The sequence below is a fragment of the Mesorhizobium sp. B2-8-5 genome, from assembly GCF_006440675.2.
Classification (GTDB): domain Bacteria; phylum Pseudomonadota; class Alphaproteobacteria; order Rhizobiales; family Rhizobiaceae; genus Mesorhizobium.
Genome location: NZ_CP083951.1, coordinates 2,493,359 through 2,519,662, shown reverse-complemented (window position 1 = coordinate 2,519,662; position 26,304 = coordinate 2,493,359). Strand labels below are relative to the sequence as shown.

Here is a 26,304-nt window from a genome sequence, read left to right as displayed (position 1 = left end):
GGTATTTCCAACCACAAGGATCGAACGGCATGAGCGTAATGATCAAGGAAAGCCCGATCAGCGAAAAAGCGATGATCGACGAAGCCGAAAAGGCGCTGGCAGACATCTCCAGGGTCCGCGACGCGGTCGGCCGGGTGATCTTCGGCCAGGAGGCGGTCGTCGAGCGCACGCTGGTGGCGCTGCTGGCGGGCGGCCATGCTCTGCTGGTCGGCGTGCCCGGCCTCGCCAAGACCAAGCTGGTCGAAACGCTGGGCATCGTGCTCGGCCTCGATTCGCGCCGCGTCCAGTTCACGCCCGACCTGATGCCGTCGGACATCCTCGGTTCCGAGGTGATGGAGCAGGACGAGTTCGGCAAGCGCTCCTTCCGCTTCATTTCCGGACCGATCTTCACGCAATTGCTGATGGCCGACGAGATCAACCGCGCCTCGCCGCGCACGCAATCGGCGCTGCTGCAGGCGATGCAGGAATATCACGTCACCATCGCCGGCGCCCGCCACGACCTGCCCGCGCCCTTCCACGTGCTTGCGACGCAGAACCCGCTGGAACAGGAAGGCACCTACCCGCTGCCGGAAGCCCAGCTCGACCGCTTCCTGATGCAAGTCGACATCCTCTATCCGGAGATCGAGGCGGAGCGCCGCATCCTGCTCGAAACCACCGGCGTCGACGAAGCCAAGGCCGACAATGTGCTGCAGCCGGCCAGACTGAGGGAAATCCAGACGCTGATCCGCCGCATGCCGGTGCCGGAAAGCGTCGTCGAGGCGATCCTCAAGCTGGTGCGCTCGGCCCGGCCCGGCCAGGGCAATGCCGAGACGGACAAGCACGTCGCCTGGGGGCCAGGGCCCCGCGCCAGCCAGGCGCTCACCCTGTGCGCCCGCGCGCGCGCCCTATATGATGGCAGGTTGGCACCTTCGGTCGACGACGTCCGCGCCTTGGCCGAACCGGTGCTGCAGCATCGCATGGCGCTGACTTTCGCCGCCCGCGCCGAAGGCACCTCCGTGCGTGACGTGGTGGCGAAGCTGGCAAAAGGCATCTGATGGGTCGAATAGGCGAGGTCCAGGCACCGGTTGCGACGCGCGATGCGCTCGCCCGTGGCCGGTTGCGGGCTTCATTGGTCCCCGACCTGCTGGTCGAGGCGCGCCGTATCGTCAACACGGTGATCGCCGGCTGGCACGGCCGCCGCAAGCGCGGCATCGGCGAGAATTTCTGGCAGTTCCGGCCCTATGTCGAAGGCGATTCCTCGCGCATCGACTGGCGCCGCTCCGCCAGGGACGACCACACCTATGTGCGCGACCGCGAATGGGAGGCCGCGCACACCGTCTGGCTCTGGGCCGACCCATCGCCTTCCATGCTCTACAAATCGGCCGGCGCCGGCGTTTCCAAGGAATCGCGCGCGCTGGTGCTGGCGCTCGCCTTGGCCGAGCTCTTGTCGCGCAGCGGCGAGCGCATCGCCTGGCCGGGCCTGACGGACCCGTTCACAGCCCGCAACGGCGCCGAGCGCATCGCCGCCCAGCTGAGCCACGCCGCCGCGCTTCCCGCCAAGCCCGATCTGTCGGCCATCCGCCGTTTCTGCGACATCGTGCTTGTCAGCGATTTCCTCGATCCGGTCGAGGAAATCATGGCCTGGCTCGACGTGCTGGCGCGCCACGGCGTGCGCGCGCATCTGATCGAGGTGGCCGATCCGGCCGAGGAAACCTTCCCCTATGCCGGCCGCACCGAATTCACAGATCCCGAGACCGGCGACAAGCTGACCGCCGGCCGCGCCGAGATGCTGGCCGAGGAATACCGCCTGCTTTACCGGGCCCGCCGCGAGGAATTGGCCGCCTGGTGCAAGCGTCTCGGCTGGAGCTATACCGTCAACCACACCGACCGCCTCGCCTCCGAGGCGCTGGTGCGCATCCACATGGCGCTGACCGCCGACGGTAGCAATAATGTCGGAAAGGCGGTCGCATGAGCTGGCTGCCGCTTTCCTTCGGGGCGCCCATGGTGCTGTGGGGACTTCTGGCGCTGCCGGTGATCTGGTGGTTGCTGCGGCTCACCCCGCCCAAGCCGCAAACGGAAGTGTTCCCGCCGTTGAAAATCCTCGCCCGGGTCCTGAGGCGCGAGGAAACCCCGCAGCAAAGCCCGTGGTGGTTGACGCTGCTTCGGCTGCTGATGGCGGCGCTCGTCGTGATGGCGTTGGCCGAGCCGGTCTTCAATCCGCGCGAAAAACTGCCGGCGGAAGGTGCGGCCTTGGCGCTTGTCATCGACAATGGCTGGGCAAGCGCCGCCGACTGGAACAAGCGCGTGGCCACCGCCGAACGGCTGATCGCCGACGCCGGCTCGAACGGCGTGCCGGTCGTCATCGCCTTCACCGCCGAGAAGCCCAATGCCGAGATCGGCCCCTTCGATGCCTCGGCCGCGCTCGACCATCTGCGCGCTGCAAAGCCGCGGCCGATCCCCACCGACAGGCCCGCCGTCTACGCCCGCGTCGCCGCCGCGTTGGAGCGCCTGCCCGGCGCCAGCGTTGCCGTGCTCGCGGATGGCCTTGCCGCCAAAGGCGACGAGGCCGCTTTCAAGACGCTGCTCGAAAAGAACGCGACACGGCTGGTTTGGGCCATTTCCGACCGGCCTTCGCTGACCGGCCTGATTGGCGCCGACAACCAGGTCGACGGCTTCGCGCTGACCGCCATCCGCGCGCCGGGCGATCCGGCCCCGGCGCAGGTCACCGCGGGCGCCTTCGACGACAAGGGCCGCCGCATCGCCGATGCGACGCTGACCTTCGCGCCGGGCGAGGCCGCGACCACGGCCACGATGGCGGTCCCGTTCGAACTGCGCAACGATTTCGCCTCGATCGCGCTCGACGGCGAGCACCAGGCCGGCGCCGTGCGCGTGCTCGACGAGAGTTCGAAACGCCGGCGCGTCGGCCTTCTGTCGCAGGCCGAGGCCGACCAGGCGCAGCCGCTTCTGTCGCCGCTCTACTATATCCGCCGCGCCCTGCAGCCCTTTGCCGATCTGGTCGAGCCGTCGAGCGCCGATCTCGCCGACGCCATTCCGCAGCTTCTCGACCAGAAGCCGGCGATGATCATCATGGCCGATGTCGGCACCATCCCGGAGCAGGTCAAGCAGCGGCTGGTCGACTGGGTCGACAAGGGCGGCACGCTGATGCGCTTTGCCGGCCCGCGCCTCGCCGCGGCCGGCAATGACGACGACCTCCTGCCGGTCAGGCTGCGCAGCGGCGAGCGCGCGCTGGGCGGCGCGCTGTCGTGGACGACGCCGCAGGCGGTGACTGAATTCCCGAAGAACGGCCCCTTTGCCGATCTTTCACCGCCTTCCGAGGTGACGGTCAGCCGGCAGGTTCTGGCCGAGCCGACGCCCGACATCGTCGAGCGCACCTGGGCCACGCTTGCCGACGGCACGCCGCTGGTGACGGGCATGAAGAAGGAGAAGGGCACCCTGGTGCTCTTCCATGTCACGCCCGAGGCGACCTGGTCGAACCTGCCGATCTCCGGCAGCTTCGTCGAGATGCTGCGGCGCGTCGTGCAATTGTCGCGCAACCAGGGCGCCGCGATCGCCAATGCCGAAGCCGCCGCGGCGTCGCTCGCGCCCTACCGTATGATCGGCGCCGACGGCACGCTGACGCCGCCCTCGCCCGATGCGCGGCCGCTGGTGCCCGGCGCCGGTCCGCTGCCGGTGACGCTGGAAAACCCGCCAGGCCTTTACGGCTCGGAGACCGGTGTGTTCGCGCATAATCTTCTCAACGCTTCGAGCACATTCGCGCCGCTGGCGCGCCCGCAGGTTTCGCTGCCGGTGACAACCGTCCCCTATGCCTTCGACGAATCGGAAAACCTCAAAGGGCCGCTCGTCGCCATCGCGCTCCTGTTGATGGTGCTCGACACCTTGGCCGTGTTCTGGATGGGCGGGCTGCTGGCGCGCTGGCCGCGCCGCGCTAGGGCTGTAGCAACCGCCGCGGCCGTTCTGGTCGTGCTCGGTGGGCTCTTCGGCCACGCCGACCTTGCCCGCGCCGACGATTCGAAACCTGGCGACGCCCAGGCGATCGACGACATTTCGAAAACCCGCATCGCCTATGTGATCACCGGCGAGCCCGGCGTCGATTCGATCAGCCGCGCCGGCCTCGAAGGCCTCACGCGCTTCCTCATCGAGAAGACCGCGCTTGAGCCCGGTCCGCCGGCGGGCGTCGACATCGCCAAGGACGAGCTGTCCTTCTTTCCGCTGATCTATTGGCCGATCGACGCGTCGGCGCCTATGCCCAGCCAGGCGGCGATCGCCCGCATCGACGCCTATATGCAGCAGGGCGGTACGGTTCTGTTCGATACGCGCGACCAGTTCTCGAATGGCATCGGCGCCGGCTCGGCAAGCCCGGCGACCGAGCGGCTGCGCGACATCCTCGGCAATCTCAACGTGCCGCCGCTGGAGCCGGTGCCGTCGGACCACGTGCTGACCAAATCCTTCTTCATCCTTCCGGAGTTCCCCGGCCGCTTCAATGGCAGCCCGCTCTGGGTCGAGGCCTCGCTCGAGGCCAGCAACACCGAGAACCGCCCGGTGCGGACCGGCGACGGCGTCTCGCCGATCATGATCACCGCCAATGATTTCGCCGGCGCCTGGGCCATCGACGAGAACGGCGACCCGATGCTGCCGACCGTGCCGCCGGATCCGATGCAGCGCGTCTATGCGCTGCGCGCCGGCGTCAACATCATGATGTACATGCTGACCGGCAATTACAAATCCGATCAGGTGCATGTGCCCGTGCTGCTCGAACGGCTGGGGCAGTAGGTCATGAACTGGTCGATCTCCTTCGAACCGCTGGTTTCCTGGCCGCTGTTTGGCCTTCTCTTCGTGCCGTTGCTGCTGCTGGCGCTGGTCGGCCTGTGGTTCCGCCAACGCGGCTCGGCGCTGCGCTTCATCGCGTTGCTCGCGCTTGCCGCGGCATTGCTCAACCCGGTGTTCCTCGCCGAGGAACGCGAGGCGCTGAAGAGCGTCGTCGCTCTCATCGTCGATCGCAGCCAGAGCCAGGACATTGGCGACCGCGCCAAGCAGACCGACGAGGCGCTGGCCGGGTTGCAGCAGCGTCTTGCCCGCTTCAAGCAGTTCGATGTCCGTGTCGTCGAGGCCGGCAAGTCCGAAGCCGCTGACGAGCGCACCGAAACCAGGCTGTTCAGCGCGCTGGAGGGCACTTTCCGCGACGTGCCGCCGTCGCGCATCGGCGGCGCGATCATGATCACCGATGGCGAGGTGCATGATGCGCCGGCCGGCGCACCGGAGTTCAACGCGCCGCTGCATGCGCTGATCACCGGCAACGAGCACGAGAAGGACCGCCGCATCCGCTTCGAGAACGCGCCGCGCTTCGGCCTCGTGGGCAAGCCGCTCGACATGACCTACCGCGTCATTTCGACGGAAGGCGATGGCGCTCCGGTGGACGTGCGCGTCTCGGTCAATGGCGAGCAGGTCTCGGTCGAGCACGCGACCGTCGGCCAGCCGATGAAGCTCTCGGTCATCATACCCAATGCCGGCCGCAACATCGTCCAGCTCGGCATCGACCGGGAGCCCGGCGAACTGACCGACGCCAACAACCGGGCGATCGCTTTGGTCGACGGCATCCGCGAGAACCTGCGCGTGCTCTTGGTTTCCGGCGAGCCGCATGCCGGCGAGCGCACCTGGCGCAACCTTTTGAAGTCGGACGCATCGGTCGATCTCGTCCACTTCACCATTCTGCGCCCGCCGGAAAAGCAGGACGGCACGCCGATCAACGAGCTGTCGCTGATTGCCTTCCCGACGCGCGAGCTGTTCGTCGAGAAGATCAAGGATTTCGACCTGATCATCTTCGACCGCTACCAGCACCGCGACGTGCTGCCGATCCTGTATTACGATTACATCTCCGAATATGTCGAAAAGGGCGGCGCGCTGCTGATTGCCGCCGGCCCCGAATATGCCGGCGAAAACTCCATTGCCCGCACGCCGCTGAACGCCGCGCTGCCGGCCATGCCGACCGGCGAGGTGGTGGACAAGGCATTCTATCCGCGCCTGACCGATCTCGGCCAGCGCCATCCGGTGACGCGCGGGCTCGACGGCTCGGCGAGCGAGCCGCCGCATTGGAGCCGCTGGTTCCGCACCATCGGCGTCAAGAATCCGGAAGGCGAAGTGGTGATGAAAGGCGCCGACGATCGGCCCCTGCTCCTGCTCGACCGCAAGGGCGAAGGCCGTGTCGGCATGCTGCTCTCCGACCAGGGCTGGCTGTGGGCGCGCGGCTTCGAGGGCGGTGGACCGCATGTCCAGCTTTATCGCCGCATCGCCCACTGGCTGATGAAGGAGCCGGAACTGGAAGAGGAGCGGCTGACCGCCGACGGCCGCGGCATGATGCTTGAAATCCGCCGCCAGACGATGAGCGACGACCCGGGTCCCGCCCAGGTCATCACGCCGTCCGGCAAGGCGATGACGGTCAAGCTCGAGAAAGCCGAGCCCGGCATCTTCACCGGCAGTCTGCAGACCGGCGAGATCGGCCTCTACCAGATCGGCAATGGCGACCTTACCGCGCTTGCCCATGTCGGCCCGATCAACGCGCCGGAATTTTCCGACGTGATCTCGACCGAGGACAGGCTGAAGGCGCCTGCCGAGGCGACCGGCGGCAGCGTGCGGCGGCTGGCTCCGTCGTCGACGCTCGGCAATCTCGCCGGCGGCGTGACGCTGCCGTCGATCATCCCTGTCCGCTCTTCCGCGGCCGCTTCGGGCGACGACTGGATCGGCCTGCGCACCACCGACGACAGCACGCTCAAGGCCGTGTCGCGCGTGCCTCTGTTCGGCGGCTTCCTCGGCCTCGGCCTGCTGCTGCTCGCCATCGGCTCGATGTGGTATCGCGAAGGGCGGTGACACCACTTTCTTCCTTCTCCCCTTCTTGTGGGAGAAGGGAAACTCCTCCGCCCTACTCTTCGGGCTCGGTGGTGAACAGCAGCGGATAGCCCTTGGCCTTGCCGGCGTCGGTCGCCCGCGTCGCCTTGGTCTCGGCGATATCCTTGGTGAACACCGCGACGACGCAGACACCGCGCGTATGCGCGGTGATCATGACGCGGTGCGCCTGGTCTTCGCTGAGTTTGAACTCGCCCTTGAGCACCGTCACCACGAACTCGCGCGGCGTGAAATCGTCATTGACGAGGATGACCTTGTAGAGTTTCGGCCGCTCGGTCTTCGGCTGCGGCTTGACGCGGGGCTTGATGACGGTTTCTGGCATCGGATCCGGCGGCGAGGAACTGAGTTCTCGCTCTCATTTTGTCACGCTGAAAAACACCCGTCCAACCCTCCGCGTGGATAGCGACGGATTGGACGTTCGATATTATGTGGGGAAGCGCCGCCGATGGGTCAACGGTCCTGGCGTCCGACCGGACGGCGCAACGGGGTGCCCGATCTGCCTGAACCGACGTCGCCATCCATGCCCGAGCCGCGCTCCATGAAGGCAAAGAATATCCAGCCGGCCAGGCCGATCAGCGTTATGCCGGTCAGCACGAGCAGCATCCAGGACTGTGCCGGGGTGATGTAGTCGAAGCTCGAGGAGATCAGTGGAGCGAAAAGCTCGGGTTCGGTCCTGCCGCTGGCGGGATCCGGCACGGGGCTTGCGGTAAAGATGATCAACGATCGTGCCGCCCCGGTGGCGATCAGGCCGCCGAGCGTCAGCGAGCGCATCAGGGACGAAAACCGCTTCCTCATGCGGATTGTCCTACAGCACCGGCATTGCGATCGGGTTAAGGATCGGGAGCGGCGCGGCGAAATCTGCCGATGCCAGGCTTCGGTCGCCGGAAGACCGCTCCAGCCGGAACCGGCCGGAGCGGTTTTGAAGGATCAGGACTGAAAGCCTGGATTAGGACTTCTTCGCCGGAGCCTTCTTGGCCTTCTTGACCGGGCACTTGTGCGTCTTGGTCACCTTGCAGGCCTTCTTGGCAGCGACTTTCTTCATCGGCTTCGCAGCGGTGCTGTCGGCCGGAGCAGCCGTGGTGGTCGCGGTCGAGGCAGCCGGGGCGGCGGTCGTCGTGGCGGCGGCGTTACCGAGAGCCGGCATCGCGAAAGCGAGAGCAACACCGAGGCCGAGGGCGGAGAGGATGGACTTCTTCATGGCTTCATTTCCTTTTTCTTGCAGGTCTGGATGAGCGTCACTGAGCAGGATCGATCGGTGTCACTCCAAGCAGCTTCAAAGCGTTTGCGAGCATCCGGATTCCCTGCGCCTGTTTCTTGTTGGCGCAGAACCGGTTTCCCTTTCTTTGCAGTGCTTTCGCCGCGGTGACCTGCGTTGCCGCGGCATGGGTTTCGAGGGCTTCGTCAACCTGACGGCTCAGATTGGTGCAACGCTCGGTCCGGGTGAGCGGCGCGACCTTAGCGGTGGAGGCGCCGGCCGCTGCTGTGATGAGCGATATGCTGAGCAAAGCACCCGTCACGCTGATCCAGAACCTCTGCATTGGTCTTGTCCGTTACTCCGGAAACTTGCGTCGCAGCCGATGACCTGACCGCCACGGCACCGGTTATGCTCTTGAAATTTTTCACCAGTTTTTCCCGACTGTAGAATTTTGTTTCTGGATTGTTTCTGGGGAATCCGGCCGGCGCTACGATCGAGGCCACTGGCCAAGATGTGGCCCGAATTCTATCGTGTGAGAGACCGGCGAAGGATGCACGGCCAACAGAATCATAGGTTTCGAGTGAAATCGGACGCACACATACTGATCGTCGACGACGACAAGGGCATACGCGACCTGCTGCAGGAGTTCTTCCAGAAGCGCGGGCTGCACACGACGGTGGCTGCCGACGGCATCGAAATGGAAGCGGTCCTGCGCCGCACGCCGGTAGACCTGATCGTTCTCGACGTGATGCTGCCCGGCAAAAGCGGGCTTGAGCTTTGCCGCGAGATCCGCGCCAACTACACCACGCCGATCATCATGCTGACCGCGGTCACCGAAACGACCGACCGCGTTGTGGGCCTTGAAATGGGCGCCGACGACTACGTGCCAAAGCCCTTCGACCCGCGCGAGCTTTTGGCCCGCATCCGCGCCGTGCTGAGACGCAACGGCAGCGCCGAGCCGCGTCGCCCCACGGCCAAGCAGATTTATCGCTTTGCCGGCTGGACCATGGATTGCGCGAGGCGCCGACTGACGGCGCCCGACGACGTCCGGGTGGAACTGACGATGGCGGAGTTCAACCTGCTGCAGACCTTCGTCAAGAGCGCGCAGCGCGTGCTTACCCGCGAACAGCTGATCGAGCTCTCCGGCGGCGACACCGGCTACAGCTTCGACCGCAGCGTCGACATTCTGGTGAGCCGCCTGCGCCGCAAGATGGAAGACGATCCGAAGACGCCGAAACTGATCCTGACCGTGCGCAGCGGCGGCTATCAGTTCCTGCCCGAGACGACGTCCGAATGAGACGCTTCCTGCCGCAGACCCTGCCAGTCTGGGTGCTGCTCATCGTCATTGCCGGCCTCATGCTCAGCCAGGTGACGACGCTCTACATCGTGGCGCGCGACCGAGCCGCCGCCAACGGCGTCGTCGATCTCTACCGGCTGAACGACCGCGCCTATTCGCTGGTGCAGCTGATGCATGACGCCACGCCCGAAGAGCGCAAGGCGACCGCGTCCGGCCTGTTCAACTCGACCTATGCGCTGACGGTTTCGGACACCCCCGCCGTCACCTCTTCGATCGCCGGCGACGACCAGCTTGCCGAGTTGGAGGACATCCTGGTCGGCCGCCTGTCGAAGTTCGGCATCACCGATGCGCGCGTGCGGCGCGATCCGGCCACCCAGGAGGCCGATGTCCCGGACGGCCGGGCGGAGAACAAGGATGTTGGCCAGGTCGAGCGCGACCTGCTGGTCCTGGCCGCGGATTTCGCGCAAAGCGACAAGCTGACCGCCTCGCTGCGCTTTTCCGACGGCCAGTGGCTGAATTTCACCGAGCCGATCACGCCGGCGGGACCGATTCTCAGCCTCGACAGCCTGCCGCTCTATTCGCTGATCGCCGGTTTGATCGTGGTCATGTCGATATGGTCGCTGCGCCGGCTGACCGCGCCATACCGGATGATGGAAACGGCGGTGACCCGCATTGGCAATGACCTGAAAAGCCCGCCGATCGCCGAAAGCGGCAGCCGCGAGATCCGCGCCGCCGCAAAGGCCATCAACGCCATGCAGATGCGGCTGCGCGATTATGTCGAAGACCGCGAGCACCTCGCGGCGGCGCTGGCGCATGATCTGCGCACGCCGCTGACCCGGATGCGCCTGCGCCTCGAACTGTTGCGCAGGTCGCCCGCGCGCACGGCGCTGGCGCACGACCTTGCCGATATCGAAAGCATCGCGAGCTCGGTCATCGACTTCGCCAAATTCGAGGTAACCGAGGAAAAGGCCGAGCGGATCGATTTCTGGTCGCTGGTGGAATCGGTCGCGGACTCCTTCGACGGCGCATCCTTCGACGAAGACGTGGTCCCGTCGCGCGGCCTGATCTGCATCGCGCGGCCGGTGGCGCTGCGGCGCTGCATCACCAATCTCATCCAGAACGCGGTGACCTACGGCAAGAAGGCGCATCTCGGCGTGCGGCGATCGGGCGACACGATCACGCTTTCGATCCGCGACGAAGGCCCAGGCATCCCGCAGGAGAAGCTGGACGCGGTGTTCGGCTCCTTCGTGCGGCTGGAGGAATCGCGCAACCGCACCACCGGCGGCCTCGGCCTCGGCCTCACCATCGCCCGCAACATCGCCCGCGGCGCCGGCGGCGAGGTCGATCTTTCCAACTACCCCGGCGGCGGCCTGCTGACGGAGCTGCGGCTGCCGGTGGCAGCTTGAGTCAGGAGCGGCGTCGGTCCGCCGTCCGCGCCTCTGGATCAGTCGAACCATCCTTGTGATAGTGCGGTCCGCCTGATCACGAGGGAGACACGCCCATGTTCTACGCCGTCCTCGCCTATCACGTGGAAGACACTGTGCAGTCCTGGACGCCCGACGAGGACGCGGCGCTGATGAAGGACCTGCTCGAGGTCAACGACAGGCTGACTCGCGACGGCAAGCTTGGGCCTGCGGCAAGGCTTGGCCCGACGGCGGGGGCGGTAACTTTGCGCGGCCCGGCCGACGCCATGGTGATCGATGGCCCGTTCGCCGAGACCAAGGAGCAGTTGCTGGGCCTCTATGTGCTTAACTGCGCGAGCCTTGACGAGGCGATCGCCGCCGCGCGCGATCTCAAGCGCGTCAACCCAAGCGCCGTCTACGAGATCCGACCGATCGCGCTTTATCTGCCCGGCGCGCCGCTGACGGTAAGCTGAGACAAGTTCCCGAGCGTGCCTCAGGCCGGTGTCGCGGCCTCGATTTCCCGTCCCAGCCGGAGCATCTCGCCGACCACCAGGTCGAGATCGTCGCGGCGCGTGCGGTGATTGGCAATCGCCACCCTCAGGCAGTGCCGGCCGTGCACGGTCGTGTCGGACAGGGCCGCGATGCCCTCCTCCTGAAGTCTCAGCATGATCTCGGTGTTGAAAGCCTTTAGCCGCTCTTCGGACGCGCCCGCCAGCCGGTGGCGGAAGCTGACGATGTTGATGGTGGTCGGCGCCATCAGCTCCAGCGCCGGCTCCGCCTCGATCAACCCGGTGAGGTAGCGGGCCTGGGCGATGTTCTGGTCGATCAGCCGGCCGAACTTTTCGACGCCATGCTCCTTCAGCGCCATCCAGATTTTGAGCGCCCGGAAGCCGCGCGATGTCTGCAAGCCGTAATCGTGCAGCCACTCTCCGGACGCGAGGCCGCGCGGCGTCGATTCCAGATATTCCGGCGTGACGGCAAATGTGTTGCGGTGCGCGGATGCGTCCCGCACCAACGCGCAGCCGGCTTCAAACGGCGCGTGCAGCCATTTGTGCGGATCGAGCGCGATGGAATCCGCCCGCTCGATGCCTGCGACGAGCGATCGGCTCTCGGGCGCGATCGCGATCAGCGCGCCGATGCACCCGTCGACATGGAACCAGAGGTCCTCTTCGCCCGCCACGCTCGCCAGCGCCTGAAGGTCGTCGACGGCGCCGGTGTTGACGGTGCCGGCGGTGCCGATCACGCAGGCCGGCTTGAATCCCGCCGCGCGGTCCTCCGCGATTGCCGCCTTGAGCGCGGCGATATCGATGCGCAACCCGGCGTCGGTCGGGATCCGCCGCAACGCCCGATTGCCAAGGCCCAGCAGCTCCATGGCCTTGCGGTGGCAGGAATGCACCTGGTCCGAAGCGTAGTAGCGCAGCGGCCTGGGGATGGCGCCGACGCCACGTTCGCGCACGTCGACGCCTGCCTTGACGTTGCGCGCCACGGTCAGGCCGATGATGTTGGCCATCGAGCCGCCGCTGACCAGCGTGCCGCTGGCAGAGGTCGGGAAGCCGACCATCTCCTTCATCCAGTTGACGACCTGGCTGTCCATCAGTCCGGCGGCTTGGTTGCCGCCGCCGAGATTGGAACCCTGGATCGCCGCCAGGAAGTCGCCGAGCGCGCCGGTGAAGTTGCTGGACCCCATGTACCAGGACCAGAAACGCGGATGGACGTTACCCATCGGGTAAGGCATCAAATTGCGGGCGACGTCGTCATAGACGTCGGCCGCCGGCGCCGGCGAGCGCGGCAAGGGTGCGCCGAAGAATGCCCGCACCTCGGCGGGCATCCCGCGCCAGACCGGCCGGTCGCGGACATCCTTGAGATAGACGATGGCATCGTCGAGGATCCGGTGCGACAGCGATCCCACCTCGGCCCAATCCGGTGGATCGAGCGTTTCTTCCGCGTTCGTCGCTTCCTGAAATGTATCCATCTCGCCTCTCCCGCCGGCGCGGGCCGACCCGCGCGTAAAAGAATGACGCCGCCATGTGGGGCGGCATCGCGGTCGGCGTTGTCAGGCTTCGAATTGACAGCTCGGCGTCGAGCGCGACAGCGCCGTTTCCTCGGCGTCCATGTCGGCCTCGATGCCGTCGAAGAGCGGCGTCGACATGTAACGCTCGCCTGTGTCGGGCAGCATGCACAAGATCACCGACCCGGCCGGCGCGGTGCCCGCGATCTGCCGCGCCACCGCAAACGTGGCGCCTCCGGAGATGCCGGTGAAAATGCCTTCCTGCTGCGCCAGCGCCTTCGCCCATTTGATGCCTTCGGGACCGGAGATCGGCATCACCTCGTCATAGTAGCGCTGGTCGATCGCCTCCTGCAGCACGTTGGGGATGAAGTCCGGCGTCCAGCCCTGGATCGGATGCGGTTCGAAGGCCGGATGGCTGGCGGCCGGCGCGCCGCCGGCGCCGCGCTCTTGGCGCTTGCCGCTGCCGATCAGCTGCGCGTTCGCCGGTTCGGTCAGCACGATCTTGACCTCCGGCCGCTCTCGGCGCAGCACACGGCCGACGCCGGCAACCGTGCCACCGGTGCCGTAGCCGGTGACCAGATAGTCGAGGCGCGACCCGGCGAAATCATTGATGATCTCGCGCGCCGTCGTCGCTTCGTGGATGGCGGCATTGGCCTCGGTCTCGAACTGGCGCGCCAGGAACCAGCCATTGGCTTCGGCGAGCTCGACCGCTTTCTTGTACATGCCGAAACCCTTCTGGGCGCGCGGCGTCAGCACCACCTTGGCGCCAAGCATGCGCATCAGCTTGCGGCGCTCGATGGAGAAGCTGTCGGCCATCGTCACCACCAGCGGATAGCCTTTCTGCGCGCAGACCATGGCAAGGCCGATGCCGGTGTTGCCGCTCGTCGCCTCCACCACCGTCTGGCCGGGCTTGAGCTTGCCGCTGCGCTCGCCTTCCTCGATGATGTTGAGCGCCAGCCGGTCCTTCACCGAGGCCGCCGGATTGAAGAACTCGGCCTTCACATAGATCGTCGCGTGACCCGGGCCGAGATTGTTGATGCGGATGACCGGCGTGTCGCCGACCGTATCGAGAATGCTGTCGAACAAACGGCCGCGCCCGGACGTGGTTCTGATTTTCAATTGTTGCAACATGGCTTTCTCCTCGATGTCCTCACGTGCCGGTTACAAACCGGCAGCTTTGGCGGCGCGGTTTCGACACCTGGCCGCGATAGGTTGCTTGATCTGCCGCAAAAGCGGCAACGGCGGCGTTCCGGCACGGAATGGGGCTGCCGGCTGCCTCCTGTCATCTTTGGTGATAGACTATGGACCAACTGGCCAGCGTTGGAGAAAGCGTGGAAACATACGTGGAATCCACCCGATCGAGCCTGAACGGCCCCGTTGGCCTGTCCGTAAGGCTGCTCGGGCAACTGACAATTGCCCGCGATGGAGTGCCCGTTACCTTGCCCTCGTCGCGCAAGCTGCGCGCGCTGCTTGCCTATCTGGCGCTGGCGCCCCACCCTGTCAGCCGCAGCCGCCTTTGCGAACTTTTCTGGGACGTGCCCAACGATCCGCGCGGCGAGCTGCGCTGGTGCCTGAGCAAGCTGCGCGCCGCGCTTGACGACCCGGATCGGCGCCGGGTCGAAACCCATGGCGATACGGTGTCGCTTCGCCTCGACGATGTCCACGTGGACGCGCTGGATGCCGCCGCGGCGGTGGCCGAAGGTGTCGAGACGCTCGATCTCATGCGGTTAGAGGCGCTTTCGCAACATTTCGCCGGCGACTTTCTCGACGGTCTTGAGCTCGATCGCAGCCCGCATTTTGGCAGTTGGCTGACGGCGCAGCGCCGCCGTTTCAGCGCGTGCCATGTCGCCGTCCTGGAGCACATCATCGGTCTTGTCCCGCCCGGAGCCGACGAGGCCGGCGCCTATATCGACAAATGGCTGGAGCTCGCGCCCTTCGATGGCCGTGCGCATGTGGCGCTGCTGGAAAATCTGGCCCGGCGCGGACAGATCGGCGCCGGCGAGGACCATCTTGCCACGGCGGCGGAGCTGTTCCACTCGGAAGAGCTGGATTTCACGCCATTGCGCGAGGCGTGGCAGGAGATAAGAGCCCGGAACGCCGGCGCAATGCCATGCGCCCGATCCGGACCGGCTTTCCCGGTCTCGGAGCCGCCCGTCGCCGCTATCGAATCCGAGCCTGTTGCGACACGCCGGGCGTCGCTCGCGGTGATGCCGTTTGCGGAGAGCGCCGGCGCTGGCGACTTCCGCGGCGGGCTCGCCGACGGCCTCACGCATGACATCATCACGCGGCTTGCCAAGCTTCGCGATTTCTTCGTCATCGCCCGCGGCTCGGTCTTCGCGCTCGCCGAGAAGAATATCGCGCCGGAAGATGCCGGACGCAGGCTGAATGTCGACTATGTCACGACGGGCTCGGTGCGCAGCCTGCCGGGCCGTATCGTCGTTTCCATTGAGCTCGTCGAGGTGCGCACGGCGAGAATCGTCTGGGCCGAGACCTTCGAGCACAATCCCGACGACATCTTCATCGTTATCGAGGATATCGGCAACAGCATCGTCTCCTCGATCGCCGCCGAGATCGCGACGGTGGAGCGCAACCGCGCATTGCTGAAAGCGCCAAACTCGCTCAATGCCTGGGAGGCCTATCATCGTGGCCTCTGGCACATGTATCGCTTCACCCGCCAGGAAAACGAGCTGGCGCAGCATTTCTTCGGCGAGGCGTTGAAGCTCGATCCCACTTTCGCGCGCGCCTATGCCGGCATGTCCTTCACCCATTGGCAGAATGCCTTCCAGCGCTGGGGCGAGCGCGATCGAGAGACCGCGCTTGCCTTCGAAAGCGCCGGCCGGAGCCTTTTGGTCGACGACCGCAACCCTTCCGCCCATTGGGCCATGGGGCGGGCGCTGTGGCTGCGCGGCGAGCAGGACGGTTCATTGCTCGAGTTGGCGAGCGCCGTCGACCTCAGTCCCAATTTCGCGCTCGGCCACTATGCGCTGTCCTTCGTCCATTCGCAGTCGGGCGACCCGCAATCGGCGATCGGTTCGTCCGATCATTCGCGTCATCTCAGCCCCTTCGATCCGCTGCTGTTCGGCATGATGGGCGCCCGCGCCATGGCGCATGCGCGGCTCGGCGAATACAACGAGGCCGCGGAATGGGCGCTGAAGGCGGCCGCGAGGCCAAACGCTCATGTCATCATCCTGGCGATCGCCGCTCATTGCCTGGCGCTGGCCGGCCGGCGGGACGAGGCGCGGAATCACGCCGCCATGATCCGCAACACCTTTCCGAATTATCGCGCCGACGACTTCATCGCGACATTCCGTTTCGACCGGGATGGCGAGGCTCTCTTCCGGAATGGCGCGAAGCTGATCGGGCTGAATTGAATCCAATCGGGCCTAATGCATGTCGCGCAAAAGTGTGCAGCGGTTTTGCGATAACGACATGCATGAAAACAAAGGCTTAAAAGCGCGTCGCCTGAATCCGCTTCAGCGCGCCGCGCTTTAATGCATCAGCGGCCCGCTGGCCTTGCGCCAGGCGTCGATGCCGCCCTGGATGTGGCGGGCACTGGCAATACCGACATCCTGCGCTGCCTGCACCGCCATCGCCGAGCGCTCGCCGAAGGCGCAATAGAACAGGATCTGCTTGCTGGTAGACTTCGCCAGTTCATGCAGCATGCCGCCGGCGGCGATGTTTTCCTGCAGCCGCGCATAGGGCAGATGGATCGCGCCGGGAATGACGCCGTGCCGCTCGCGTTCGGTCTGCTCGCGCAGGTCGATCAGCGCCACGTCGGGCCGCCCGATCATCGCCAGCGCCTGCTCCGCGCTCACCGCCCAGCCGCGGCTGGCGATATCGTCCTGGTGCAGCCCGACCCGCATGTTGGCCGGCACGGCCACATCCATCATTTTCGGGTTGGACAGATTGAGATTGTTCATGATGTTCACATACTCGTCGACCGACTTGACCTGCAGGCGCGGATTGAAGGCCTTTTCCTCGCCGATCGTCGACACGGTCTCACCCTTGTAGTCATGTGCCGGGAAGATCATCGTCTCGTCGGGCAGTTTGAGCAGGCGGCCGAAGATCGATTCATATTGCTGGCGCGGATCGCCGTTCTGGAAGTCGGTGCGGCCGGTGCCGCGGATAAGCAGCGTGTCGCCGGTGAAGACCCGGTCCGGCAGGATAAAGCTGTAGGAATCGTCGGTGTGGCCGGGCGTGTAGATGACGTCGAGCGCCAGTCCCTCGATGCCGAGCTTGTCGCCGTCGGCAAGCCGCATCGACACCACGTCGGCCTTGGTCTGCTCGCCCATCACGGTCACGCAATGCGTCTTGTCGCGCAGCGCGCCGAGGCCGGTGATGTGGTCGGCATGAAGGTGCGTGTCGACCGCCTTGACCAGCCTGAGGTCGAGCTCATTGACCAGTTGCAGATAGCGCTCGACCTTCTCCAGCACGGGATCGATGATCAGCGCCTCGCCGCCGCGCCGGCTGGCAAGCAGATAGGAGTAGGTACCCGAGACGGAATCGAAGAGCTGACGGAAGATCATCGTCGCATACCCCGCTGCATTTACACCGCCGGGCATCGCCCGCGCGGTCATAGCAATATTCTACTGCACGGACTTCTGGAATCGGAATGGATTTCGAAAAATATATATGCCGGTAGGCGACCTTCCCTGCGGCGGCGGGATGCCAGCCTTCAAATGCGGTCCGGGCTGGTCGATCAGCTCCCTCAAAAAGCCTTGCTTAGACGGGCCTGGCCGCGGACGGTGAAGGCATTGTCGGTCCCGTAACCCGCCTCGAAGCCGGCATTGAGCGTCATGCCGGCGCCCACCTCCGCCGCGACGTCCGCGCCGGCAAAGCCGCGCAACACAAATTTTTTGCCGCCGACGGGAAAAGAGATGTCTTGGCCGAACAGTGTCGCCGAAACGTCATCGCTGCTTTGCGCAATCGCGTCGATCCCGGCTCGAAGCGTGGTTTGCCAGGTCTGGCTTGGCATGCTGACGGGCGCCAATGCCAGCGCGACCTGGCCACGCGCCTCGAAGACGTTGACGTTGCGCCGCGCGACCGCGAGATCCCCGTCCGAACCGGTCTCGGCGTAATCGTCGAAGAACAGTCCGGCGTAACGCAGCCGCACGCTGGGTATCAGCGTACCGGACGAAACCGGCAGCCGCGTGCCGAGCGTAACCGACGGGCTGAGGAAGACGCCGTTGAAATCCGCCCGCGCCGTCTCGATGCCGTCGAGCACCAGATTGTTCGCGACACGGCGGCGGCTGCGCTCCTGGAGCACGCCGGCGACGAATGCCGCTTCGGCAAAATTGACGCCTCCGTCATAGCCGAGATAGCCGCCCGCGAACACGCCGCGATGGACGATCTCCTGCGCGTCGTCGTCGACCTCGGTCGATCCGGCGGCGCCTCCGATGAACAAGCCACCGAGGAACCCGTCGCCCGAGCGCGTTTCGGCGCCGGCGACCATGCCGCCAAGCGCCTCGCTGAACCCGGCCGATGCGCCGGAACCGCCCTGGGAGCGTAGTCCGCCGAATGTCGAGATCCAGGCGTCTGGACCTTTTTGCGGCGCAGGCAAATCGTCGCTTGGAGCGGACATGCGCGCCTCGGCAACACCGGCTATGCCGTCGACAAGGTCCTCGACCAACGGCCCGCTGCTGGCAAACCCGGTGATGTCCACCACCGCCACGCTGGCGCCGCTCGTCACGAACGGCCTGCCGCCGGTCAGCACGGTTTGCGGCAGGCCGCTTCCTGAAAAGCTCATGACGGCATTCAGTCCGGGGCCGAAGGTGACGGTGTTGCCGGCGCCGGAAAAGACGATCGGCCCCTGAATGGCCGTCCCGCCCAAAAGATTCAGCACCGCGTCGGGCGCGCCGAAATAGATCGCCACGCTCTGGTCGCTGAAGACTCGGCCGGAATTGGTGACGACAGAGTTGCTGCCCTGGGCGGCGATGGCAACACCGCCCACGCCCCCCACGACGACCGAACCCGAATTGACGATCGTGGCGTTGCCGAACAGGGTGCCTATGCCTGTCGAGGCTGTCCCGAAGACATCGACCGTGCCGCTGTTGGCAATTGCGATGTCATTGCCGCTGGCGCCGATGCCGACGGAAGCCAGCCCCGACACAACGATCGACCCGGAATTTTGCAGTTGAAGACCGTTGCTCTGCCAGATGATCCCGGCGGCGGCGGTCCCATGGGCCTCGATCGAGCCGCTGTTGTCTATCCCCAGGTCCGGCCCATCGCCGATTATGCCTGCGGCGGCCGTGCCTGAAACGCCGATAAAGCCACGGTTGTCCACGCGCCCGCCCGGGGCGTCGCTGATGATGCCGTATGTGGCGACCCCAAGCGCTTCGATCGAGCCGTTGTTCACGATGTGCGCATTGCCGCCCTCCGACAAGATGCCGATGGAGGCATCGCCTATCGCCAGGATGGCTCCGTTGTTGAGGATGGTCGCGCTGCTGCCTTGCGAATGCACATTGGCGGCGGCGCCGCCCAAGGTTGCAATCAACCCGTCATTGGTGAGCCGCTGGTTCGAGTTGAGCATTCGCACGGCATCGATGCCGGCGCTGAATGTCTCGATCGCCCCGTTCGGCTGCACGATGCCGGTATCGCCGGCAGCGGCCATCGTCTGCTGGCTGGCGACGACGCCATTGCCGATGACAAAACCTTGGGAAAACGCCGCGCCTCCTGCGAGCGATATCCCGGCGAACATCGACAGCGCTATCGCGCCTGGAACCCCTGTGCGCGACGTCGGCATCACCCCCTCGGCGCATGGGCATACAACAGATAGATTCTGCGCTGGAAGGAACCGGAAAACAAGCCGCGGGCAGCGCGCCCGGACCGGAGACCCGGGCGCCTTCGAAGAAGCCTATCGCCGCAGCACCGCGCTCAGCACGTCGCGGATGCCGATCGCGCCGACGAAGCGCGAGCCTTCATCGAACAGCGCCACCGGCGCCGTCTGCGAGCGGTGCATGGCGAGCATCACCGTCTTCAGCGGCGTGCCGGGATTGGCCCAGAACACCTGGGCCCCCTCCTCCGGCTGACCCTCGACATCGGCGCAGGAGATCCATATCGCCGGCTTGCCGTCGCGTTCGGCCGCGGCCACCAGGCCGTGGTCGTCGATCTTGAAGCGCGTCGTCTTGCGCCGGTCGAGCCACACCCAGCCGTCCTCGCCCTGTTCGAGATCGCGGCGATCGCGCATCACATTCCATGCCGTCAGCACCGAGAGCGGATTCACATTGGCGATGAAGTCGCGGACATAGTCGTTGGCGGGCCTAAGCACGATGTCTTCCGGCGCGCCGGTCTGGACGATGCGGCCGCCTTCCATGATCGTGATGTGGCTGCCGATCTTCAGCGCCTCCTCGAGGTCGTGGCTGACGAAGATGATGGTCTTCTTCAGCTCGGCCTGCAGTTGCAGCAACTCATCCTGCAGCTTGGTGCGGATCAGCGGGTCGAGCGCCGAGAACGGCTCGTCCATCAACAGGATAGGCGCTTCGGTGGCGAAAGCGCGCGCAAGACCGACGCGCTGCTGCATGCCGCCCGAAAGCTCATGGGCGTATTTCTTCGACCATTGGTCGAGATGGACCAGCTGCAGCTGCTTCTGCACGCGCGCCTTGCGTTCCGCCTCCGGCACGCCGGCAAGCTCGAGGCCGAAGCCGACATTTTCCTCGACCGTACGCCATGGCAGCAGGCCGAACTGCTGGAACACCATGGCCACCTGCTTCTGGCGCAACCGCCGCAAGGTCGCCTCGTCGCAGGTGACGACATCGACGGTGCGGTCGCCGTCCTTGACCAGCACCTGGCCTCGCGACACCACATTGAGCCGGTTGACGGCCCGCAGCAGCGTCGACTTGCCGGAGCCGGACAGGCCCATCAGCACCGAGATCTCGCCTTCATGCACGGTAAGGCTGGCACCGGCACAACCCAGCACGTTACCGGTCTTTTCGAGAATTTCGGCGCGCGTAGCGCCCTTGTCGATCATCGCCAGCGAACCTGCCTGATCGGCGCCGAAGACGATGTCCACATTCTTGAAATCAACCGCGACGGTCATTTCTTGCCTCCAGCGCCGATGCGGGTCATGCGGTCGAGCACGATGGCGAGCACGACGATGGCGAGGCCCGCCTCAAGCCCGAGATCGATGCGGCGCGAGCCGAGCGCGCGGTTGATTTCCGTGCCGAGGCCGCCGGCGCCGATCAGGGCGGCGAACACCACCATCGACAGCGACAGCATGATCGATTGCGTCAGGCCCGCCATGATGGTCGGCAGCGCCGACGGCAGCTCCACCTTCCACAGAAGCTGGCGCTTGGTGGCGCCGAACGCCTCGCCCGCTTCGACGATTGCCTTGGGCACTGAAACCACGCCGAGATGTGTGAGGCGCACGGCTGTCGGGATGACGAAGATGATGGTGACGATCAGGCCGGGTGCGTTGCCGAGGCCGAACAGCGTCAGCACCGGGATCAGGTAGACGAAGGTCGGCAGCGTCTGCATCAGGTCGAGCACCGGCAGCATGACCCGGTAGACCTTCGGCTTGTGCGCGGCCCAGATGCCGAGCGGCACGCCGATCGCCATGGCCATGGCGGCGGCGGCAACCACCAGCACCAGCGTCTGGACCGTCTGCTTCCACAGATTCTGGTTGATGATGAAGATCAGACCCAGGAAGACGCCGATGGCGAGCGGCCGCGAACGCTGCAGCAGCCAGGCGATGATCGCGATGACCAGCGCCAGAAGCACGGGCGGGACCACCAGCAGCAGATCCACCGCCCCGTCGAGGATGAAGTTCAGCCCGTTTGAAAACGCCCGGAAGATGGTGTCGAAATTGTCGGTCAGGAAGCCGAAGAAGGCCTTGCCCCACGGCCCGATCGGGATTTTGTAGTCGGTCAGGAATTTCGAAATCGGATCCATCTTTCCCCTCTCGGCTTTGCCGCGCTTGCCGCACGGTCAGCTTCTCGCAGCTTAACGCATGTCACCCAAAAGTGTGCAGCGGTTTTGGGAAAATGGCATGCGTAAAACAGAGACTTAAAGCGCGATGCGCTTTAAGAAAAAAGGGCAGCCTTTTCTATCTGGCTGCCCTCTTCCGGATCATCGTTCCGGATTCAAAGCCGGCTCAACCTCCGAGCGCGGTCTTGACGGCAGCGGCCGCGTCGCCGCCATCGAAAGTGGTGACGCCGGCAATCCAGGGCGCGACCGCGTCAGGATGCTTCTTCAGCCAGTCCGTCGCCACCGTCTGGGCGTCGCCGCCCTTCAGGATCGCGTCCATCATCTCGCCTTCCATGTCGAGATTGAACTTCAGGTTGGCGATGAACTTGCCGGCGTTCGGGCATTCGGTGGTGTAGCCCTTGCGCACATTGGTATAGACGGTGGCGGCGCCGAAGCCGCTATCGCCCATGCCGTCGAGATAGGTGATCTTCATGGCGCCCATCACCGGATGCGGCGTCCAGCCGAGGAAGGCGATCCACTCGTTGTTCTTCATCGACTGCTCGGCCTGAGTCAGCATGCCGGCTTCGGACGACTCGACCAGTTCGAAGCCTTCGAGGTTGTCCTTCGGGTTCTTGATCATGTCGAGGATGATGCGGTTGCCGTCATTGCCGGCCTCGATGCCGTAGATCTTGCCGTTGAACTTGTCCTTGAACTTGCCGAGATCGGTCAGTGTCTTGACGCCGGCATCCGCGACATAGGTCGGTACGACGATGCCGTAGCCTGCACCGGTCAAGTTGGTGCTGATCGTCTCGACCGACCCGTCGGCGGTGTAGTCCTTGATGTCGTTGGTCATCGACGGCATCCAGTTGCCGAGGAAGACGTCGAGGTCCTTGTTCTTCAGCGAAGCCATGGTCACCGGCACCGAGAGCTGGATCACCTGCGGCTCATAACCGAGCGCGGTGAGCAGCACCGAGGCCAGCCCCGTGGTGGCCTGGATGTCGGTCCAGCCGACATCGGAGAGCCGAACCGCCTTGCAGCTCGCAGGATCGCCGGCATAAGCGGCGGTCGTGGACAGAAGCGCCGCGAGGCCGAGGCCTGCGACGAAAGATTTCATACGCGACATGAACTTTCTCCCATTGCAATTCTTAAGGCAAAGCGAAGTCACGGTTCTTGCGCCCGCCTTGTTTCGTCAGCCAAACACCATTTTGATGTTGTTTCAAGCGGTTCAACATCACGATGAACGGCGCGCGCTGGTCATTAAGCGACATGACACCCTTTTGAGCGACATGGAGTTTTTGAACGGCAGGGAGTTTTTGGTGGACGGAGCCGGTGCCCTCTCCCCGCGCGGCGGCAAGTCGGCTTAAAAGCACCTATGGCCAAGCTTTATTTCCACTACGCGACGATGAACGCCGGCAAGACGACCATGCTTTTGCAGGCATCCTACAACTATCGCGAACGCGGCATGTCGACGATGCTGTTGGTCGCCGGCCATTACTGCAAGGGCGACACCGGATTGATCTCGTCGCGCATCGGCCTCGAATCCGAGGCCGAGATGTTCCGCGGCGGCGACGACCTCTATGCCAGGGTCGCCGAGCACCACCGGCATGCCCCGGTGCATTGCATCTTCGTCGATGAGGCGCAGTTCCTCGAGGAGGAGCAGGTCTGGCAGCTCGCCCGCATCGCCGACCGGCTGAATATTCCGGTCATGTGCTACGGCCTGCGCACCGATTTCCAGGGCAATCTCTTCTCCGGCTCGCGAGCGCTGCTCGCCATCGCCGACGACCTGCGCGAGGTGCGCACCATCTGCCGTTGCGGGCGCAAGGCGACGATGGTCGTGCGGCTGGGTCCCGAAGGCAAGGTGGCGAAACAGGGCGATCAGGTGGCGATCGGCAAGGATGTCTACGTCTCGCTCTGCCGCCGGCATTGGGAAGAGGAGATGGGCCGCGCCGCGCCCGACGACTTCATCGGTTTTGTCAGCCGCTGAGCCGGAAGGCTGCCTAGAGCCGGATGTCGTCCGAAAACCGCTTCAAGCCTTGACCGGCGCCGGCGAAACGGGCATCGCCGCGGCAAGATATTTGCCGGCGCTGTTTCATGGCCGTTCGCAAAAACAAGACCTTAAGGCATATCAGCCAAAGCTGTTCGATGATGGTGCGCGTTACTAGGCACCATGCGCATGCTTGCCTTGCCTTTCAAGGATCCAACCAATTCTTTTGTTTCGACGCTTCTCCTTGTCTTCCTTCTTTCAATCCCTTGAAGCCCCACATATATTCGCCGCCACGACACGGAAACGGATGCCGAAGCGGGAGGCCCCAATGGCGACATTGCAGAATTTCGATGCCGAAATTGCCAAGACCAAGCAGGTCGTGCAGGACATGCGCACCAAGATCGAGCAGTCCGGCACCGTGCTCGACACGCTCGCCCAGGCCGACAAGAAGATCGGCGACGCCAATTTCGACATCGAGAACGCCCGCATCGAGGACGTGCTCAAGCAACAGAAGGTCATGGAAGGCAACATCGCCGACCTGATCATCGGGCTGGAGGACGCCACCAATGTCTTCGGCGCCGAATTCGAAAGCATGAAGAACTACACCGGCTGGGAAAACTTCGTCGGTGTCTTTTCGGCGCAGCGCAAGCAACGCATGCGCACCGACCGCGTCCGCAATATGTCGCTGGCCGGCAATCTTCAGGAGCTTTTGGCGAAGTCGGACACCATCGTCGGCATCCTGAAAGCGCAGAAGCAGGTCCTCGACCAGCGCTACAAGACCTCGGAGACCAGCCTGTCGCAGGTTATCGAGCGCCGCAAGGTGACGATGACCAATCTTGAAGCGGTGCAAAAGCGCATCGAGGAATTGAACCCGATGTTGCTCGACATCGAAAACAAGATCGCCGCCTCCACGACCCAGAAGGAGCGCACCGAGCTTGAGGGCGAGCGCTCGAAAATGGCGACCGAATACAATGAAAAGCAGGCCAAGGAGCAGGAGCTGCTGGCCGAAAGCCAGACGCTGGAGCGCTACACTTCGATGTTCCAGACCTTCGTCGATTCGCTCAACAACCAGATCGCCGCGCAGTCGACGCTGATCAACAAGCTGACCATCGACACCGAACAACGCATCGTGCTGTACAAGGCGCTGGAGGATTCGCTGAAGACCGCCGCCCAGCAGGACGTCGCCCACAAGATCAACACGCTGGGCAGCCAGGTCGATAACACGGCCGAGGAGACGATGGCCGGCATCGGCGCCGCCTCGCAGAAGCACATCGGCGACCTCTTGGAGATGCACGAGAAGAACATGGTCGCCAGCGCCGACATCCAGCGCCGCAAGAAGCTCGCCGACGATGCCTTCGCCCGCCGCTTCGACGATGTGATGAAGAAGCACAATTCGGCAAACTACGTGCAGTCGTAGGCGGCGCCGCTGACTTCATTTCCACGGCAGCCACATGACACCTGAAAACGACGCGGCGGCACGCTATTTCTCCGCCATCACAGCGGCGCTGAGCGGGCTGGAAGTATTCATGCGCGACGACCGCTCGCCGCTTTACCGGCACGGCATCGTCGCCAGGATCGTCGCGGAGTATATCGCGCGGCTGGACAAGTCCTTTGCCTGCTGGCGCAACCGGCTGCGCTTCATGGACACGTTCCGCATTTCGCGCGCCGACAGCGGCTATCCCGTTTTCCAGAACCTGCTCGAGTTGGAAAACGACCGCCAGCAGGCCGATGCCCGCCTGGCCAACATCCCGCAGGCGGGCGAACTGCGCGAGGAGATGGCCGACTTCATCCTGCGCCACAAGGAGTTTCCCGAGGCGCTGCAGAAATCGATGGCCGAGCGGCTCTATCTGGAGGACGTCAAGAGCGAGGCGACCTTCGGTCCGTTTACCCTGGCGCAGACGGCCAAGGTCTCGGTCAACCCGAAGACCATGCGGCCTTATTATCTCGTCCACTGGGCGACGTTCGACGGCAGCGCCAATCTGCCGCTGGTCTATATGGTGACGGTGGAGGACTCCTCCGAAAACATGGTGCGCCAGCTGGTCGACGTGAACGGCAAGCTCAACGAGAAGGTCGATATCCCGCTTCCCGTCGACGGCCTGCTCAACCCGGAGCTTGCGCACCGCTTCGACGATTTCACCGAGAAGAACTCGGCCTATACGCTCTCGCCGGCGACGATCGCGGTCAATCTCGACAAGGATTTCGAGCCGCTGCATCCCAAGCAGCTGCGGCGCGTGGTGCTGGGCCCCTTCTACTCGGCCGGCATCACCGACAACAATTCGACAGTGACCGAGGTGCTGGCCAAGGTGCGCAAGCCGCAAAACGCCTGGCTGCTTACGTGGACCATCCAGGAGGTCTTCTCCAAGGCCGAGAAACCCGGCCGCAAGGGCCTGTTCTCCAGCGAGAAGACAACGCAGGAATTCTTCATCAACACCGACGACCTCGAAGCGGCGCGCCAGGGCGTGTCGAGCTACGAGAACCACGCGCTGATCCCGCACGAGGCCTACCAGGCGCTCTATGCCGCGGGTGAGGCGCAAAAGATCTTTTCCGGCTACAAGGTCCACATCCTGTCCAACGGACAGGTCATCAGCGACGTCTGACCGTCAAACCGCGGAGCATCCT

At 64.8% G+C, this 26,304-nt stretch carries 23 protein-coding genes; 12 read left to right on the top strand and 11 right to left on the bottom strand.

Going from position 1 to position 26,304, the window contains the following annotated elements:
- Positions 1-29 precede the first annotated feature (29 nt).
- From FJ430_RS12280 to FJ430_RS12265, 4 genes are read left to right on the top strand one after another with little or no spacing between them, the layout of a single operon-like run.
- A complete protein-coding gene (locus FJ430_RS12280; RefSeq protein WP_140703949.1) occupies positions 30-1,034 on the top strand; it encodes an AAA family ATPase in 1,005 nt (334 codons plus the stop codon).
- Positions 1,034-1,951 (top strand): DUF58 domain-containing protein, encoded by a 918-nt coding sequence (locus FJ430_RS12275; protein WP_140703951.1) that lies wholly within the window; start codon positions 1,034-1,036, stop codon positions 1,949-1,951. Before FJ430_RS12280 ends, FJ430_RS12275 begins: the two co-directional genes overlap by 1 nt.
- Complete coding sequence (locus FJ430_RS12270; protein WP_140703953.1) at positions 1,948-4,770, top strand: DUF4159 domain-containing protein; 2,823 nt, start codon at positions 1,948-1,950, stop codon at positions 4,768-4,770. Before FJ430_RS12275 ends, FJ430_RS12270 begins: the two co-directional genes overlap by 4 nt.
- A 3-nt stretch (positions 4,771-4,773) precedes the next feature.
- Complete coding sequence (locus FJ430_RS12265; protein ID WP_140703955.1) at positions 4,774-6,861, top strand: hypothetical protein; 2,088 nt, start codon at positions 4,774-4,776, stop codon at positions 6,859-6,861.
- Between the two features lie 52 nt (positions 6,862-6,913).
- Here FJ430_RS12265 and clpS read toward each other — a convergent pair whose 3' ends face one another.
- The 4 genes from clpS to FJ430_RS12245 all read right to left on the bottom strand — a co-directional run bounded on the left by clpS (position 6,914) and on the right by FJ430_RS12245 (position 8,435).
- Positions 6,914-7,219, bottom strand: coding sequence for an ATP-dependent Clp protease adapter ClpS (gene clpS / locus FJ430_RS12260; RefSeq protein ID WP_140645738.1), 306 nt, complete (start codon positions 7,217-7,219; stop codon positions 6,914-6,916).
- Positions 7,220-7,347: 128 nt separating this feature from the next.
- Positions 7,348-7,692 carry a hypothetical protein gene (locus FJ430_RS12255; protein WP_140645737.1) on the bottom strand — a complete coding sequence of 115 codons (345 nt, stop codon included), beginning with the start codon at positions 7,690-7,692 and terminating at the stop codon, positions 7,348-7,350.
- 151 nt (positions 7,693-7,843) lie between these two features.
- Complete coding sequence (locus FJ430_RS12250) at positions 7,844-8,095, bottom strand: hypothetical protein (protein WP_140645736.1); 252 nt, start codon at positions 8,093-8,095, stop codon at positions 7,844-7,846.
- Between the two features lie 37 nt (positions 8,096-8,132).
- Entirely contained in the window at positions 8,133-8,435 is a 303-nt protein-coding gene (locus FJ430_RS12245) for a hypothetical protein (RefSeq protein WP_140645735.1), read from the bottom strand.
- Positions 8,436-8,672: 237 nt separating this feature from the next.
- On the opposite strand from FJ430_RS12245, the gene FJ430_RS12240 reads away from it, so the two are divergent.
- The 3 genes from FJ430_RS12240 (at position 8,673) to FJ430_RS12230 (ending at position 11,265) form a co-directional block, all read left to right on the top strand.
- On the top strand, positions 8,673-9,389 hold the full coding sequence (locus tag FJ430_RS12240; protein WP_140645734.1) for a response regulator: 717 nt from the start codon (positions 8,673-8,675) through the stop codon (positions 9,387-9,389).
- On the top strand, positions 9,386-10,795 hold the full coding sequence (locus FJ430_RS12235) for an ATP-binding protein (RefSeq protein WP_140703957.1): 1,410 nt from the start codon (positions 9,386-9,388) through the stop codon (positions 10,793-10,795). The genes FJ430_RS12240 and FJ430_RS12235 overlap by 4 nt, the downstream gene beginning before the upstream one ends.
- Positions 10,796-10,890: 95 nt before the next feature.
- Positions 10,891-11,265, top strand: a complete 375-nt coding sequence (locus tag FJ430_RS12230) for a YciI family protein (RefSeq protein WP_140703959.1) — start codon at positions 10,891-10,893, stop codon at positions 11,263-11,265.
- 20 nt (positions 11,266-11,285) lie between these two features.
- Here the strand turns inward: FJ430_RS12230 and FJ430_RS12225 are convergent, their stop codons facing one another.
- Complete coding sequence (locus FJ430_RS12225; protein ID WP_140703961.1) at positions 11,286-12,764, bottom strand: pyridoxal phosphate-dependent decarboxylase family protein; 1,479 nt, start codon at positions 12,762-12,764, stop codon at positions 11,286-11,288.
- A gap of 81 nt (positions 12,765-12,845) precedes the next feature.
- Positions 12,846-13,931 (bottom strand): PLP-dependent cysteine synthase family protein, encoded by a 1,086-nt coding sequence (locus tag FJ430_RS12220; RefSeq protein ID WP_140703963.1) that lies wholly within the window; start codon positions 13,929-13,931, stop codon positions 12,846-12,848.
- 170 nt (positions 13,932-14,101) lie between these two features.
- On the opposite strand from FJ430_RS12220, the gene FJ430_RS12215 reads away from it, so the two are divergent.
- Positions 14,102-16,171, top strand: coding sequence for a transcriptional regulator (locus FJ430_RS12215; RefSeq protein WP_226892168.1), 2,070 nt, complete (start codon positions 14,102-14,104; stop codon positions 16,169-16,171).
- Between the two features lie 117 nt (positions 16,172-16,288).
- On the opposite strand, the gene FJ430_RS12210 is transcribed toward FJ430_RS12215, so the two are convergent.
- The 5 genes from FJ430_RS12210 to FJ430_RS12190 form a co-directional block, all read right to left on the bottom strand.
- Positions 16,289-17,326, bottom strand: a complete 1,038-nt coding sequence (locus FJ430_RS12210) for an MBL fold metallo-hydrolase (protein ID WP_140703965.1) — start codon at positions 17,324-17,326, stop codon at positions 16,289-16,291.
- A 182-nt stretch (positions 17,327-17,508) separates the two neighbouring features.
- The gene (locus tag FJ430_RS12205; RefSeq protein WP_140703967.1) at positions 17,509-19,542 is read right to left on the bottom strand and encodes an autotransporter outer membrane beta-barrel domain-containing protein; all 2,034 of its coding nucleotides are present in this window, start codon (positions 19,540-19,542) and stop codon (positions 17,509-17,511) included.
- Positions 19,543-19,653: 111 nt separating this feature from the next.
- Positions 19,654-20,835: a choline ABC transporter ATP-binding protein gene (choV, locus tag FJ430_RS12200; protein WP_140703969.1), complete on the bottom strand. Its 1,182-nt coding sequence runs from the start codon at positions 20,833-20,835 to the stop codon at positions 19,654-19,656.
- A complete protein-coding gene (choW, locus tag FJ430_RS12195) occupies positions 20,832-21,686 on the bottom strand; it encodes a choline ABC transporter permease subunit (RefSeq protein WP_140703971.1) in 855 nt (284 codons plus the stop codon). The genes choV and choW overlap by 4 nt, the downstream gene beginning before the upstream one ends.
- A 202-nt stretch (positions 21,687-21,888) precedes the next feature.
- Positions 21,889-22,824: a choline ABC transporter substrate-binding protein gene (locus FJ430_RS12190; protein ID WP_140645725.1), complete on the bottom strand. Its 936-nt coding sequence runs from the start codon at positions 22,822-22,824 to the stop codon at positions 21,889-21,891.
- On the opposite strand from FJ430_RS12190, the gene FJ430_RS12185 reads away from it, so the two are divergent.
- The 4 genes from FJ430_RS12185 to FJ430_RS12170 all read left to right on the top strand — a co-directional run bounded on the left by FJ430_RS12185 (position 22,823) and on the right by FJ430_RS12170 (position 26,282).
- Entirely contained in the window at positions 22,823-23,065 is a 243-nt protein-coding gene (locus FJ430_RS12185; RefSeq protein ID WP_140645724.1) for a hypothetical protein, read from the top strand. The genes FJ430_RS12190 and FJ430_RS12185 overlap by 2 nt on opposite strands.
- Before the next feature lie 8 nt (positions 23,066-23,073).
- A complete protein-coding gene (locus FJ430_RS12180) occupies positions 23,074-23,685 on the top strand; it encodes a thymidine kinase (protein ID WP_140653308.1) in 612 nt (203 codons plus the stop codon).
- Between the two features lie 328 nt (positions 23,686-24,013).
- A complete protein-coding gene (locus tag FJ430_RS12175; RefSeq protein WP_140703973.1) occupies positions 24,014-25,102 on the top strand; it encodes a hypothetical protein in 1,089 nt (362 codons plus the stop codon).
- A 34-nt stretch (positions 25,103-25,136) separates the two neighbouring features.
- The gene (locus FJ430_RS12170) at positions 25,137-26,282 is read left to right on the top strand and encodes a hypothetical protein (protein ID WP_140703975.1); all 1,146 of its coding nucleotides are present in this window, start codon (positions 25,137-25,139) and stop codon (positions 26,280-26,282) included.
- The last annotated feature ends 22 nt before the right edge of the window (positions 26,283-26,304 follow it).

Coding starts and splice junctions, on each gene's coding strand:
- FJ430_RS12180 (WP_140653308.1), top strand. CDS start 23,074: ATGGCCAAGCTTTATTTCCACTACGCGACGATGAACGCCGGCAAGACG.
- FJ430_RS12255 (WP_140645737.1), bottom strand. CDS start 7,692: ATGAGGAAGCGGTTTTCGTCCCTGATGCGCTCGCTGACGCTCGGCGGC.
- FJ430_RS12270 (WP_140703953.1), top strand. CDS start 1,948: ATGAGCTGGCTGCCGCTTTCCTTCGGGGCGCCCATGGTGCTGTGGGGA.
- FJ430_RS12245 (WP_140645735.1), bottom strand. CDS start 8,435: ATGCAGAGGTTCTGGATCAGCGTGACGGGTGCTTTGCTCAGCATATCG.
- FJ430_RS12275 (WP_140703951.1), top strand. CDS start 1,034: ATGGGTCGAATAGGCGAGGTCCAGGCACCGGTTGCGACGCGCGATGCG.
- FJ430_RS12170 (WP_140703975.1), top strand. CDS start 25,137: ATGACACCTGAAAACGACGCGGCGGCACGCTATTTCTCCGCCATCACA.
- FJ430_RS12225 (WP_140703961.1), bottom strand. CDS start 12,764: ATGGATACATTTCAGGAAGCGACGAACGCGGAAGAAACGCTCGATCCA.
- FJ430_RS12220 (WP_140703963.1), bottom strand. CDS start 13,931: ATGTTGCAACAATTGAAAATCAGAACCACGTCCGGGCGCGGCCGTTTG.
- FJ430_RS12250 (WP_140645736.1), bottom strand. CDS start 8,095: ATGAAGAAGTCCATCCTCTCCGCCCTCGGCCTCGGTGTTGCTCTCGCT.
- choV (WP_140703969.1), bottom strand. CDS start 20,835: ATGACCGTCGCGGTTGATTTCAAGAATGTGGACATCGTCTTCGGCGCC.
- FJ430_RS12215 (WP_226892168.1), top strand. CDS start 14,102: ATGGACCAACTGGCCAGCGTTGGAGAAAGCGTGGAAACATACGTGGAA.
- FJ430_RS12230 (WP_140703959.1), top strand. CDS start 10,891: ATGTTCTACGCCGTCCTCGCCTATCACGTGGAAGACACTGTGCAGTCC.
- FJ430_RS12175 (WP_140703973.1), top strand. CDS start 24,014: ATGGCGACATTGCAGAATTTCGATGCCGAAATTGCCAAGACCAAGCAG.
- FJ430_RS12205 (WP_140703967.1), bottom strand. CDS start 19,542: ATGCCGACGTCGCGCACAGGGGTTCCAGGCGCGATAGCGCTGTCGATG.
- FJ430_RS12280 (WP_140703949.1), top strand. CDS start 30: ATGAGCGTAATGATCAAGGAAAGCCCGATCAGCGAAAAAGCGATGATC.
- choW (WP_140703971.1), bottom strand. CDS start 21,686: ATGGATCCGATTTCGAAATTCCTGACCGACTACAAAATCCCGATCGGG.
- FJ430_RS12265 (WP_140703955.1), top strand. CDS start 4,774: ATGAACTGGTCGATCTCCTTCGAACCGCTGGTTTCCTGGCCGCTGTTT.
- FJ430_RS12210 (WP_140703965.1), bottom strand. CDS start 17,326: ATGATCTTCCGTCAGCTCTTCGATTCCGTCTCGGGTACCTACTCCTAT.
- FJ430_RS12235 (WP_140703957.1), top strand. CDS start 9,386: ATGAGACGCTTCCTGCCGCAGACCCTGCCAGTCTGGGTGCTGCTCATC.
- clpS (WP_140645738.1), bottom strand. CDS start 7,219: ATGCCAGAAACCGTCATCAAGCCCCGCGTCAAGCCGCAGCCGAAGACC.
- FJ430_RS12185 (WP_140645724.1), top strand. CDS start 22,823: ATGAACTTTCTCCCATTGCAATTCTTAAGGCAAAGCGAAGTCACGGTT.
- FJ430_RS12190 (WP_140645725.1), bottom strand. CDS start 22,824: ATGTCGCGTATGAAATCTTTCGTCGCAGGCCTCGGCCTCGCGGCGCTT.